At 68.9% G+C, this 12,973-nt stretch carries 12 protein-coding genes; 3 read left to right on the top strand and 9 right to left on the bottom strand.

Annotation, left to right across the window (positions count from 1 at the left end; all coding sequences use genetic code 11):
- Positions 1–2 precede the first annotated feature (2 nt).
- Genes AWB94_RS28620 through AWB94_RS28610 form a run of 3 tightly spaced genes read left to right on the top strand, consistent with a single transcriptional unit; the run spans position 3 to position 3,062 of the window.
- On the top strand, positions 3–935 hold the full coding sequence (locus AWB94_RS28620; RefSeq protein WP_062658582.1) for an AfsA-related hotdog domain-containing protein: 933 nt from the start codon (positions 3–5) through the stop codon (positions 933–935).
- Positions 922–1,764: a UbiA family prenyltransferase gene (locus AWB94_RS28615; protein WP_062658581.1), complete on the top strand. Its 843-nt coding sequence runs from the start codon at positions 922–924 to the stop codon at positions 1,762–1,764. Before AWB94_RS28620 ends, AWB94_RS28615 begins: the two co-directional genes overlap by 14 nt.
- A gap of 14 nt (positions 1,765–1,778) precedes the next feature.
- A complete protein-coding gene (locus AWB94_RS28610; RefSeq protein WP_062658580.1) occupies positions 1,779–3,062 on the top strand; it encodes a glycosyltransferase in 1,284 nt (427 codons plus the stop codon).
- Here AWB94_RS28610 and AWB94_RS28605 read toward each other — a convergent pair.
- From AWB94_RS28605 to AWB94_RS28565, 9 genes are all read right to left on the bottom strand, one after another.
- On the bottom strand, positions 3,059–4,342 hold the full coding sequence (locus tag AWB94_RS28605) for a cytochrome P450 (protein WP_084395370.1): 1,284 nt from the start codon (positions 4,340–4,342) through the stop codon (positions 3,059–3,061). The two genes, AWB94_RS28610 and AWB94_RS28605, sit on opposite strands and share 4 nt — an antisense overlap.
- The gene (locus tag AWB94_RS28600) at positions 4,335–5,582 is read right to left on the bottom strand and encodes a phthiocerol/phthiodiolone dimycocerosyl transferase family protein (protein ID WP_062658578.1); all 1,248 of its coding nucleotides are present in this window, start codon (positions 5,580–5,582) and stop codon (positions 4,335–4,337) included. The genes AWB94_RS28605 and AWB94_RS28600 overlap by 8 nt, the downstream gene beginning before the upstream one ends.
- 108 nt (positions 5,583–5,690) lie before the next feature.
- The gene (locus tag AWB94_RS28595; protein ID WP_062658577.1) at positions 5,691–5,999 is read right to left on the bottom strand and encodes a hypothetical protein; all 309 of its coding nucleotides are present in this window, start codon (positions 5,997–5,999) and stop codon (positions 5,691–5,693) included.
- A gap of 16 nt (positions 6,000–6,015) precedes the next feature.
- Positions 6,016–6,963: a M12 family metallopeptidase gene (locus tag AWB94_RS28590; protein ID WP_234811916.1), complete on the bottom strand. Its 948-nt coding sequence runs from the start codon at positions 6,961–6,963 to the stop codon at positions 6,016–6,018.
- 98 nt (positions 6,964–7,061) lie between these two features.
- Positions 7,062–9,203, bottom strand: a complete 2,142-nt coding sequence (locus AWB94_RS28585) for an AAA family ATPase (protein ID WP_062658764.1) — start codon at positions 9,201–9,203, stop codon at positions 7,062–7,064.
- An 11-nt stretch (positions 9,204–9,214) separates the two neighbouring features.
- Positions 9,215–10,084 carry a CDP-diacylglycerol--serine O-phosphatidyltransferase gene (gene pssA / locus AWB94_RS28580; RefSeq protein WP_062658575.1) on the bottom strand — a complete coding sequence of 290 codons (870 nt, stop codon included), beginning with the start codon at positions 10,082–10,084 and terminating at the stop codon, positions 9,215–9,217.
- Entirely contained in the window at positions 10,081–10,788 is a 708-nt protein-coding gene (locus tag AWB94_RS28575) for a phosphatidylserine decarboxylase (RefSeq protein ID WP_062658574.1), read from the bottom strand. Before AWB94_RS28575 ends, pssA begins: the two co-directional genes overlap by 4 nt.
- A 24-nt stretch (positions 10,789–10,812) precedes the next feature.
- Positions 10,813–12,015: a molybdopterin molybdotransferase MoeA gene (gene moeA, locus AWB94_RS28570; protein ID WP_062658573.1), complete on the bottom strand. Its 1,203-nt coding sequence runs from the start codon at positions 12,013–12,015 to the stop codon at positions 10,813–10,815.
- Positions 12,015–12,941 carry an SDR family NAD(P)-dependent oxidoreductase gene (locus AWB94_RS28565; protein WP_062658763.1) on the bottom strand — a complete coding sequence of 309 codons (927 nt, stop codon included), beginning with the start codon at positions 12,939–12,941 and terminating at the stop codon, positions 12,015–12,017. Before AWB94_RS28565 ends, moeA begins: the two co-directional genes overlap by 1 nt.
- Between the last annotated feature and the right edge of the window lie 32 nt (positions 12,942–12,973).

The following is a 12,973-nucleotide window of genomic DNA, read 5'->3' as shown; positions in this document are numbered from 1 at the left end:
TCATGAACGCCAGCAACTATTCCCGGACCATCGATCGTGAACTCGTGCACAAACGCGCAGTCTCGGAGGTGCTCGTCACCTCTGTTACCGGAGCCGCCGAGTCGACTGCTCCGTGGCTGTGCCATGCGCAGCTGCCGCGGCGGCACAGCTTCCACACCGATATGACCGGTGAGCAGGGCCGCTACCACGACCCCCTGCTGGTCATGGAGGCCTTCCGGCAAGCATGTATCGCGGCCAGTCACCTGTTCTACGATGTCGCCTTGGACGCCCGGCACACGGTTCGTTACTACGAGCTGACGGTGGTCGACCCGGCCGCGCTGCGGCGCGGCCCGCAGACACTGGACCTGGAATTCAGCATCATGGTGCGCAGGGAATTCCGTCGCGGGCAGGACGGGCCCGTGCAAGGACTCGACGTGGCCGCGGTCGCCACCCACGAGGGCACCAAGCTGATGGAGCTCTCCGGCGCCTTCGGCTGGATGTCGGCGGCCAAGTGGTCGGCGTTCCGCGCCGGTGCCAGTTGGGATCCCGGACCGCAGGCCGTGCCGGTCCATCCGGCCCGGGTGGGCCGGTCCTGCCGGGAGAACGTGGTGATCGGTGAGCCGACGCCACACGCCGACGGGGCCTGTGCGCCGGTGTTGGTCGACATCGCGCACCCGACGATCTTCGATCACGCACTGGACCACCTGCCCGGTGGCCTCATCATCGAAGCCGGCCGCCAGCTGGCCATCAGCCTGCTGGGCAGTCGTGCCGAGACGGTCACCGGCCCGGCCCGGATACGCTGCGATTTCCAGTCGTTCACCGAACTCGACGCGCCCAGCACCGTCACCATGGCGCCGGCCGGCGAGGATGCGCTGACCTTCCGCGGGGCGGTCACCCAGTCCGGGCAGACGCGAGCGACCATCGAACTGGCCTTCGCCGCCGATGACCATATCTAGATTCCTGGCCGAGCGGTACCTACCGGTCTACCCGGTCTACCTGACGTTGTGGGTGCTCGCCGTCGAGAGCATGACGCACGTGTCGGCCGGGATGCCGGGTGGGTGGCGGCCGACCTGGGACACCGCGCTGAAAGCGTTGGCGCTCATCGCGGCCGGGGCGTTTCTGCGGATGGTCGACGATCAGAAGGATCTCGACTACGACCGGCGGTACAACCCGTCGCGCCCGTTGGTGCAGGGGCGCATCACCACGCGGGAACTGCAGGTGGCGATGGCGCCGACCGCCATGGCGGCGCTGCTGCTGGCCGCCGCGGTGTCACTCCCGTCGGCGGCCGTGCTGGCATCGGCCCTGGGGTACGGGCTGGCGTTGTGGTGGGCGGAATCCCGGATCCCGGCGATCCGGGACAACCCACTGGTCAATCTCGCGGTGGTCTGCCCTGCCCAGTTTCTGGTGACCGGATTCATCATGGTGGGCCAACCCGGCCTCGGTCTGTCCGCGCCGGCCGTACCGCTGGTGTTCACCGGCGCCTTTCTGCATCTGGAGTTCGCCAGGAAGACCTCGCGATGCGTCGCAGCCGATGATCCGCACTCCTATGCCCGCATCCTCGGTGTGAATGGGAGTGCGTGGGCCGCATGGGCATTCGGCGTCTGTGCGGTGTTGCTGGCGGCGGGTGTGACCGGGAGCCGGCTGGTGCTTGCGCCGGCGGTGCTGCCCTGTGTGGGACTGTGGATCTTCCTGCGCCGGCGACCAGAAGAACATCCCGTGGTTTGGCCCACGGTCTTCGTCATCACCTTCTACCTCAGCATCATCGTCACGGGCCTGATCGGCTAGAAAGGTGCAATCTCATGCGCATCCTCATCCCCCTTGTCGGCAGCCGCGGTGACGTCCAGCCCGGGATCGCGCTGGGCCTGGAGCTGGAACGCCGGGGACACACCGTCATCATCGGCGCGCCGCCGAACTTCGTCGACTTCGTCGGCAAAACCGGTCTGGCGGCCCGCCAATTCGGCCCCGACGTGCATGCCCTGTACTCGTCACCCGAGGGGCAGCGTGCGCTGGCCGCCGGCAATTCGTTCAAACTGATGTCGATGGTGTCGGGCCAGATGGCCGACTATGCCGACCGGATGGACGACGAGCTGCTGGACATCGCGCAGGACGCCGAGATGATCATCTGCACCACCTTCAGCGAGGACAGGTCGGTGATTCTGGCCGAGGCGCGCGATATCCCGATGGTCACCCTGCACACCTACCCCAGTCGCCGCAACGGTAGCTACGCCCCACCGGGGGCGCTGCCGCATCACTGGCCGACGCCCGGCGTGGTGAACCGCGCCGCGTGGTCGGCGGTCGAGCGGCTGCGCACCGCGGTGTTCGGCAAATACCTCAACAACCTGCGCACCAAGCTGGACCTGCCGAAGTCCAGATCCAGCACCGAAGCGTTGCTCGCCCGACGCCAGGTGCCCGAATTGCAGATGTACGATCCCGCGCTGGTACCCGGCCTGGCCGAGGAATGGGGCGCCGCACGGCCTTTCGTCGGATTCCTGTGGCTGCCTCGGTCGGCGCGAGAAGCGATCGGCGAGCTGGCCGACCGGCACACCGAGGTACTGGAATGGGCGAAAGCCGGTACCCCGCCCATCTTCTTCGGGTTCGGCAGCCTGCCGATCCAGGACTTCGGATCGGTGATCGGCCTGATCCAGCGGATCTGCGATCGCACCGGGCAGCGGGCCCTGATCAGCATGGGTGGCGCGACGTTGGGCGCCGACACCGTGCACACCGGATCCAACCTGCTCATCGTGGACGCCCTGGCGCACGATCTGATCTTCCCGCATTGCGGTGCCGCGGTGCACCACGGCGGCATCGGCACCCTCTTCGAGAGTCTGCGCGCCGGCCTGCCGACCCTGGTGTGCTCGGTGTCCTTCGATCAGCCGTTGTGGGGCAACCAGGTCCAGCGCCTCGGTGTCGGCGCGCACGTGCCGTTCACCAAGCTCGGCGCCGACACCTTGAGCGGTGCGATCGACACCCTGTTGGACGAGCGGACCCGCGCCGCGGCGGCTGCGCTGGGTGAGCGGCTGCGGGCGACCGGGGACGGGGTGCCACGGGTGTGCGATATCGCCGAGAAGACCGCCGCCGGTTAGCGTCGCGCCGTCAACGTCACCGGCAGGGTGGTCGGCGACAGCACGAAGTCCTTGCCCTGGGCCGTCACGGTGAAGTCGTCGGGCAGTGTCACCCGCCAACGGGAGAACAACGCGGACGCCTGCGCGGTGATGGACAGCAGCGCGAACTGGCTTCCCGGGCAATGCCGTTGGCCCAGCCCGAACGGCATCATGGCCTGCCGGTCGCCGGTGTCGCCATCCCATCGGTCCGGGTCGAAGACCGCCGCACGCGGGAAGTAGCGTTCCTGGTGGTGCACCAGGTAGGGGCTGAACAGGATGTTGGTCCCGTCGGGGAACTCGGCGGAGCCGATGCGCACCGGTCCGTCGGAGGTGATCAGGCTGATCCACGGCGCCCACACCCGTAGCGTCTCGGTGAGCACATTGCGCAGCAACGGCCGTTCCGCGCCGGCGTCCACTTCGGCGTACACCCGTTCAGCCAGCTGTGGCGCCCGGGCGACCTCGTAGATGAGCCAGGAGAACATCGAGGATTGCGAGCCGATACCGGCGGCCAGCGCCAGCAGCAGTTCGTCGACCATATCGTCGTCGGACAACGTCGCGCCGGTCTCGGCGTCGACATGATGCAGCAGGGCCGAGAGCATATCGCCGCGGTCGGGGTCGTCACGGCGCTGCCGGATCAAGGATTTCATGGCGGCGCGCACCTCGCGGGACTGGCCGACGAATCTGCGGTCGGCCCAGAATCGAAGCCGCCGAATCGGTTTGGGAAGCGCACCGCGGATGATGACCTCGGACAGCAGCCACGGCACCCGTTCCCGGATGAGGCCGATCTCACCGTCGCCGGTGTCGGATTGGAAGAGGGTGGCGAACATGGTCCGGGTCACCAGGTCGTGTACCCGGATCCGCAGATCTGCGCACGGACCCGTGGCCAGGGACGCCGACCATTCTTCGGCGATGGCGGCCACGGTCTGCGTGTACTCGGTCAGCCGGCCCTGCCGGAACACCGGGGCGATCAGCCTGCGGCGTAGGTCGTGCTCGTCGCCGCTGAGCACATTGGTGGCCCCGCTGACCAGATCGCCGATGGCTTCCCGCAGTGCCTCACGGTGGAAGTTGCCCGCGCGACCCAGGCTGACATCGCGGATCAGCTCGGGAGTGGTGAGCAGATAGGAGGCTTGCGGGCCGAGATAGACCCGCAGGATCGGCTCGTGGCTGGGTAGGGACAGCAGGAATTTCCGCGGGTCGCCGGCGACCAGGTGTGCATGCCCGAGAACCGGCAATCGTCCTGCTGCGGTGGGTATCTCAGTCATCCAGCATCGCCAGCAGCAGTTCCTTGATCCGGTCGGCGAAGGCTTGCGCCCGGTCGGGGGTGAGCACCGCGGCGGGATAGGTGGTCTGGATGTTGAGCCGGCCGCCGTAACTGAACACGGCGTGGTGCCGGCCGGTGGACAGCGGCAGGTTCTCCGGCGGGCCGCCGGCGGCCAGCACGGCGTAGTTCGCGTTACCCCGGACGCGGAAGTCGGAGGCCGGCACCGGCAGCGATCCGAAATCGCCCATGTTCGAGACGGAGATCGGTTCCAGGTTGTCGCTGCTGGCCCAGCGGGCGATGATCTCCGGGATGTGCAGGCAGGTCTGTTGCACCACCCCCTCGTCCAGGTCGGTGTGCAGCTGCGCCAGGATCTGCTCGCCGATCACGCGCGGGTCGTCGCCACGGCCGACGGACACCTGCGCGCACGAATAGCCCTGCACGTTGGTGCCGTCGGCGTCCCGCGCCGGCGGCGTCAGCCACCTGCGGATGTTGACGTGTGAGATCAGCCCGAGCGGCAGCGCACCGTCGGGCTCCAGCAACTCACGCTCGGCGGAAAGGACCGCACCGCAGATCAATCCGTGCAACGTCTCGTGGTGGGCCTTGGCCGACGCGCGCAGGGCGGCAGTCTGGTCGGGGCTGAACACGGTGATCAACCGGTGCAGGGCGAACGGGTCCGCGCCCGGGGCCCGGCCGACGGGGTCCCGGAACGGGTGCACGGGTACCCCGTCGAGCCGCTCGGCGCCGGTGCGGCTGCCCTTGGTGACACCGCGGTCGGCGAGCAGGGTCTCGGTGGCCGCCGGGACCGGTGCCGGATCCGGCGCCGAAATCTCTGCACCGGAAACGATCTGGATGTAGTTCTCGCAGAGGGTGCGGAACCAGTGGTACATCAGGATGCCGTCGGCGATCGCGTGGTGGGTGATCAGGCTGACCCAGTCGCCGGTGATATCCAGACCCGCGACCGGGGCACCGAACGCGATGGGGGTGGTGGTGGTGTGCTCGGGGTCGACCCGGCCGGTGCTCACCGGCTCGGGTGCGGCCCCATCCACCGTCAGCTCCAGGCCCGCCGCGCCGAACTCGATCCGCCCGGTCAGCACCGGATTGCGCTGCACCAGTAGCTCCCACGCGCGCCCCAGCGCATCCCGGTCCAGCGGTTCGGTGACCCGAATCGCCATCACCGTCGTCTCGGACACCAACGCGTGGATCGACTCGAACGGGGAAAGCGGCCGTCCTTGCGGGCTCACGGGCCCAATGTAGCCCGTGAGTGGAGATCTGGCGGTCGAATGCTCACGTCACCATGGTTCAGCGGCCCCCGGTTTTCGGTAACACGGCGCGTCGTCGATAGTTTCGGCTCAATTGACCACGATACGCACGGTCCGTCGGCTATCCGATGGCTGAAAGGGATCGCCGGCGATGATCTCGAGCGATGCGCTACCGGGGGCACATGCGCGGACCAGGACGACGTTCGGTGGGCCCTGCGGGGCGAGCAGCTCACCGTTTGTGGCGACGATGGCCTCATTGAGAATGCCGAGTATTTCGACACTTTCCCCCTCCCGGACGACGGCTCCGGACGCCGAAAACCGGAGTACGTCGTCGACGTCGACGGTGAGGTGAGCCGGTGGTGGTCCCGGCTCGCGCGCGATATCGACGTAGTGGGCCATGCCCGGAACGCTACCGTCACACCGAGATGTCTACGTCTTCTTCTACGCCCCAATCATCGGCGGCGCCGGCTTGGCTACCCGCGGAACGGGACTTCGGGTATATCCGTGCGGCGAACGAGTAGTCGGTCGCGTTGATATCGGTGCCACCCCGAATGGGGCGACCGTCATATGTGATGGCTCCCGGCAGCTGATAGCACATGATCGAGTCCTGGTCGGCGGCAGTTCCGAGGATCGACGCACTGTTCAGCGGCGTCAGCACCTGCTGGTCGACCATCTCCTTCGACCAGCCCTGGTTGGCCAGGAAGTACGGATACGCCTTCGCCGGGTCGATTCGTTCCACCAACTCTTTGCGCATGTGTTCGTGCGGGAAGCCGAGGGTGTGGCCTGCTTCGTGGCGGATGACTCGCCGGAACTCCGAATCCGGTGTGTTCATGGTGAAGCCCTGCAGGTTCATCGTCTGCCGATTCGCCGGTACGAGCTTGATATCGGAGCCGAGGTAGGACCAGTAGCCGCCCGGTCCGCGAGATATGCGGACATCGCCGACACCTGCGGTTTCGGCGAAAGAGACGCCGGTCCGCAGACTCCAGGCGTTGAGATGGCTGACAATGCGGGTCCGCAGGTCCGCAGGCGTGGCCTCCATGAAGCTCACCGAGAACGCTCGCTGAGCAGGACCCCAGTATTTCGTCGTCAGCAAGGTGAGTGCGAGCGGCGAATCGGGAAGGGGCGAAGCGATATCCGCAAATTCCAGGAGCGGTGCGTTCGCTGGGTTGAGACTGATGCTCACCTTTGCGGCACGTTCGGCCAGCCGGAGCGGCAGACGCCTGATGCTGCAGGCGACCTCCATAGCGGAATCCGCGGGCTCGTGCCCGTTCGAAGGATCAGCTATCGCTGATTCGAGTTGTGTTGCAGTCATGGCTTTTCCTCTCGTTCTGGTCACTGCCACCAGGTACAGCAGCGACCACACCGAGTATCTGGCGTCGTGGGTGAGAGGATTCGAGTAGTGGACTACTCAGGTTAGGGCCAAGTCGTGCGGTACGTTTGGCTTCAGTGCGGGACCGGCGTTCAGCGGTTCTCGCTGAACGCCCGCAGCGACGCCACCTGCTCGGGATTCAGCGAGGGCCGCACGGTCTCGCGGGCCTTGGCGACATCGTCCATGGTGACGTCGGCGGCGTCGATCGAACGGCGCATCGCCGCCAACGCGGCCTCGCGCAGCACGGCCACGCAGTCGGCGGCGCTGTAGCCGTCCAGTTCCACGGCCAATGCATCCAGGTCGACATCCGGGGCCAGCGGGATGGATTTGCCTGCGGTGCGCAGGATATCCTTGCGCGCCTGGCCGTCCGGCGGTTCGACGAAGACCAACTTCTCCAGCCGGCCCGGCCGCAGCAGTGCCGGGTCGATGAGGTCGGGCCGGTTGGTGGCGCCGAGCACCACCACATCGCGCAGCGGTTCGATACCGTCCAATTCGGTCAGCAACGCGGCCACCACCCGATCGGTGACACCGGAGTCATGGCTCTGCCCGCGCCGCGGTGCCAGCGCGTCGACCTCGTCGAGGAACACCAGCGACGGCGCGGAATCCCTGGCACGACGGAACAATTCGCGCACCGCCTTCTCCGAGGCGCCCACCCATTTGTCCATCAGTTCGGCGCCCTTGACGGCGTGCACGCTCAGCCGGCCGGAGCTGGCCAGCGCGCGCACCACGAATGTCTTACCGCAGCCGGGCGGTCCGTACAGCAGCACGCCGCGCGGCGGCTGCACCCCCAACCGGGCGAAGGTGTCCGGGTGCTGCAGGGGCCACAGCACGGCCTCGGTCAGCGCCTGCTTGGTCGCCACCATGTCGCCGACGTCGTCGAGGGTGACCGAGCCGACGGCCACCTCCTCGGTCGCCGACCGGGACAGCGGGCGGATCACCGACAGTGCGCCGGTCAGGTCGTCCTGGGTCAGTGTCGGCGGCTGACCGTCACCGCTGGCCCGCGCCGCAGCCCGCAGGGCGGCCTCCCGGACCAGCGCGGCGAGGTCGGCGACGACGAAACCCGGTGTGCGCTCAGCGATTTCGTCCAACGTAAGATCGGTGACCGGTACGTCGCGCAGCAGCACCTCCAGCAGCGCCGCCCGGGTGGCGGCGTCCGGCAGGCTCACCCCGAGCTCGCGGTCGCACAGGTCGGGTGCGCGCAGCCGGTTGTCCACGTTGTCCGGTACCGCGGAGGTGGCGATGAACGCGACCCCCTTGGTGGCCACCGCGGTGCGCAGCTCGGCCAGGATCAGGGTCGCGACGGGTTCCGCGGCGGCCGGGAGCAGCGCGTCGATATCGGTGATCAACAGCACCCCGCCGCCGTCGCGCACCTTGGCCACCGTCGCCGCCACCGTGGACAGCCGGTCCTCGGCGCGCAGGGCCCCGATCTCGGGGCCGTCGAGTTCGATGAGCCTGCGGTGCGCGCACACCGCGCGCACCAGGGTGGCCTTGCCGGCGCCGGCCGGCCCGGACACCAGTACCCCGAGATTAGCTGTGGCGCCAAGGGTTTCGAGCAACTGCGGCTCGTCGAGGGCCAGCTTCAGCCATTCGGTCAGCTTGCCGGCCTGCACGTGGGCGCCCTTGAGATCGTCGAACGGTATCGCGGCCGTCGCCGCGGTGGTGCGCAACGGAACCGGCTCGGAGACACCGTCGCCCCAGGACACCATCGAATTGGGTTGCACGCTGACCGTCCCGGCGGGGTCGACGCCGGTGACGGTGAGCAGTTCCGAGGTCCAGGTGATGCCCACCGAGGTGGCCAGCGCCGTCGTCGCCGCCGATGTGGAGGTGCCGGGCCCCAGATCGCGCGGCAGCAGCGACACGGTGTCACCGACCGTCATCACCTTGCCCAGCAAGGCCATTCGCAAGGTGGCGGGGGAGACGGACTGGGTGGCCAGCCGCGATCCGGTCAGCGTGACCGATTTCGCGCCGTGCACCGTCACCGGCTCCACCACCACCGCGGCGTTCTCGCGCAGGCCCGCATTGGACAGCGTGACATCGTCGAGCAGGGCCACCCCGGCGGGCGTGCCGTCCGGGGCCACCCCGACGACGGCGGCGGTGGACCGCGAACCCAGCAGCGACACCGCGTCCCATTCCCGGATACCGAGTGCCGCGATGGCCTCCGGATGCAGACGCACCACGCCGCGGCGTGAATCCAGTGCCGAGGTGTTCAGGCGCGCGGTCAGCGTCAGGGTCATCCCGGTGAGGCTCACTGCCGCCCGGGCGGCTTACGCAGGCCGAGCCGGGAGACCGAGCGCCGGTGCGGCTGTTGGGTGCGCCGAATGGCCCGCCGGGCCGCGCGCTGCTGGCGCGGTTTGTCGTTCCAGGATTCCGGATGGGCGGCCACCCAGCGCTTGCTGCGCACCGCGAACGGGATGTGGATGACGTAGGCGACGATGATGACCATGATCACGACGTAGCCATACAGCACCGAGGCGGCGACGCCGATCGCCAGCAGGGCCAGCAGCGGTGCCACCATGTTCGGCGGCACCGAGAAGGTGTGCACCTTGCGCATCGGGATGGCGCTGACCACCAGCAGCGAGACGCCGATCATCCACGCGATCACCGCCCATTCGGCGGCCGGGGTGTTCCACCAGTCGCCGGGGAACTGCATCTTGACCGCGATCGGGCCGATCGCGCCGATGGCACCGGCCGGGGCCGGCATGCCCATGAAGTATTCCTTCTCGTACGCCGGCAGATCGGCGTCGAGCATGGCGTTGAACCGGGCCAGCCGCAGCACGATGCACACCGCGTAGAACAGCACCACGATCCAGCCGATCTGCGAATGCGACAGCAGCGTGGCGTAGACGATGAAGGCCGGGGCCACACCGAAATTCACCGCGTCGGCCAGTGAGTCGATCTCCTCACCCATACGGGAGGTGGCCTTGAGCATCCGGGCGGTACGGCCGTCGAGCGCATCCAGGATGGCGGCGACGGCCAGCAGCGCCATCGCCTCGGTGGGCCGGCCGTCCAGGGCGAACTTCACCGCCGACAGTCCGAGGCAGATGGCGGCGACGGTCATCGCACTGGGCAGGAACCGCAGGCTCACCGCCGGCGGCTTGATCCGGGCCTTGATCACAGCTGCGCCAACACGGTTTCGCCGCCGATCGCGCGTTGCCCGATTTCGACGGCCACCTTGGCGCCGGCGGGCAGGTAGGTGTCCAGCCGGGACCCGAAGCGGATCAGGCCGTAGGTTTCGCCGAGGGCCAGTTTGTCGCCGGGGCGGGCGGTGCAGACGATCCGCCGGGCCAGCAGGCCGGCGATCTGGACGGCGACCACGTCGACCCCGTCCGGGGTGCGGATCAGCAGGCTGTTGCGTTCGTTGGCCTCGCTGGCGGTGTCCTTGTCGGCGGACTGGAACTGGCCGGGGCGGTGCCGCACGGCCACCACCTCGCCGGCCGCCGGGGCGCGCTGCACGTGGGCGTCGAACAGCGACAGGAAGATGCTGATCCGTGTCATCGGGGTGTCCGGCAGACCCAGCTCGGCCGGCGGAACCGCCTGGTCGATCAGGGTGATCCGGCCGTCGGCGGGCGCCACCACGACATCCGGCCGGGTGGGCGGCACCCGGGGCGGGTGCCGGAAGAACAGCGCGCAGAAGCTCGCGGCGGACAGGCCGGTGTTGCGCAGCCAGCGCCGGTTACGGCCGGCGAGCGCGATGCCCAGGCCGCCGGCGATGAACGGCAGGCCGGCCGGGTGGATCGGAGGGACGGTCGAGCGGACGAGGTCGGCGAAGCGTTCCACTTCGGACGCGGTGTCGTCGGAGGGGCGGGCAGGTCTGGCCATGGCGGCTCCCGATTCTACGTGGATTCAGCCGACTGACAGGTCCCAGACCCGGACGGCCGATCCGGCCGCGATCTGCTCGACGTCCTCGTCGATGTCCAGCAGGCAGTTCGACGACGCCAGCCAGCGCAGGTGGTGCGAGGCCGGTGGCCCGAAACTGGTCACGGTGTCACCCGCGAGCATCCCCCGGCGGAACTGTCGTTTGCCCTTCGGCGAGGTCAGGTCATCGGTGAGCGTCACCATGCGCCGGGGCCGGTCGGGAACCAGTCCCATGGCTGCGCGCAGCGGGGCCCGCACGAACACCTCGAAGGACACCAGTGAGCTCACCGGATTGCCGGGCAGCGTGACGATGGGCGTGCCGGCCACCGTGCCGGAGCCCTGCGGCATGCCGGGCTGCATGGCCACCTTGACGAACTCCACCTCACCGGACAGGGCATCCTTGACCACCTCGTAGGCGCCCGCGCTGACCCCTCCGGTGGTGATGATCAGGTCGGCGGCCGCGGCGTAGCTGCGCAGGGCGTCCCGGAAGGCGTCGACGTCGTCACCCACCATCGGGCAGGCGACCACCTCCCCCCCGGCGTCGCGGACGGCGGCGGCCAGCATCACGGCGTTGGACTCGTAGATCTGGCCGGGCAGCAGCGCCGTGCCCGGCGCCACCAACTCCGAGCCGGTCGACATCACCAGCACCCGCTGCCGCGGCAGCACCGTCAGTTCGCCGAGGCCCAGCGCGGCCGCCAGGCCCAGTGCCGCCGGGGTGAGCACCTGACCGGTGCGCAGCACCGTCGTCCCGGCCGTGACGTCCTCGCCGGCGCGCCGGATGTGCTGGCCGGCCCGGGCGGCGGTCCGGATCGCGACCGCCGAGGAGGGGGTCGCGAAGTCGGCGTCGGTGGCCTCCACGGGCACCACCGCGGTCGCCCCGGCCGGCAGTGGGGCCCCGGTCATGATCCGTTGCGCCGTACCGGCTTTCAGCGTGCCGGTGTCGGTGCGCCCGGCCGGGATGTCGTCGGCGACCGGCAGGCTGACCGGGTGTTCGGCGCTCGCGCCGGCGATGTCGTCGGCGTACACGGCGAAGCCGTCCATCGCCGAGTTGTCGAACCCGGGCAGTGACAGCGGCGCCACCACGTCGGCGGCCAGTGCCAGTCCCAGCGCGTCGGCCAGCGGCACCACGACGGGTGCACGCGGCGTGATCAGGCCAGCGATGACGCGCTGGTGTTCGTCGACCGTACGCATTAGACCGGGAACGTGACGCCGGTGAGTTCCTCGGAGACCGTCCACAGCCGGCGCTGCAGATCGACGTCGTGGGACTGGTCCGTCGAGGTCACCAACACCGGATGCCCGATGAGCCCGAACGACGCGACGGGGAACGCCGGGCCGTAGTACTGGCCACCGCGCACGGCCGGATCGGTCGCCGCCCGCAGCGTCGCCAGGGCGCCCACCTGTGGGCTGTTGGTCATCAGTCCGGTCAGGGTGGCGGCGCCGGGCAACCCGTTGCCGGGGGTGTGCCGCATCAACTCGGTGTTGGAGATCCCGGGGTGGGCGGCCACCGCGATGGTCGCGTTGTGATGGCTGGACAGCCGCCGCTGCAGTTCGTAGGTGAACAGCAGGTTGGCCAACTTGGACTGCCCGTAGGCGGCCACCCTGTTGTAGCCGCGCTCCCACTGCAGGTCGTCGAAATGGATGGCAGCCTGGATCCGGTGGGCAATGCTGGCCACCGCTACCACGCGTGAACCCGCAACGGGCAGAAGACGATCCAGCAGCAACCCGGTCAGCGCGAACGGGCCCAGGTGGTTGGTGCCGAACTGCAGCTCGAACCCGTCGGCGGTGTTCTGCTTGGGCGGGTACATCACGCCGGCGTTGTTGATCAGCAGGTCGATCTTGTCGAACTCGTCGCGCAGCTGGCCGGCCGCCTCCCGGACCGAGGCCAGCGATCCCAGATCCAGCTTCTGCACCGTGACGTCGCCAGGGATCTTGGCCGCCGCGGCGGCCCCCTTGGCGGTGTCGCGCACCGCGATGACGACGCGGGCACCGCGGGCGGCCAGCACCCGCGCGGTCTCGAAACCCAGCCCGGTGTTGGCGCCGGTGACGATCGCGATCTTGCCGGTCTGGTCGGGCACGTCGGCCTCGGTCCAGCGGCGTCCGAAGAACAGGCTCCCCATGTTCGGCAACACTACTGGGCGGCCCGAGTTGC

Origin of the sequence: Mycolicibacterium canariasense (assembly GCF_002101555.1) — a bacterium.
In the GTDB taxonomy this organism is placed as follows: Bacteria; Actinomycetota; Actinomycetes; order Mycobacteriales; family Mycobacteriaceae; genus Mycobacterium; species Mycobacterium canariasense.
The sequence above is the reverse complement of the archived record's forward strand: the minus strand, read 5'-3'. Positions and strand labels throughout refer to the sequence as shown.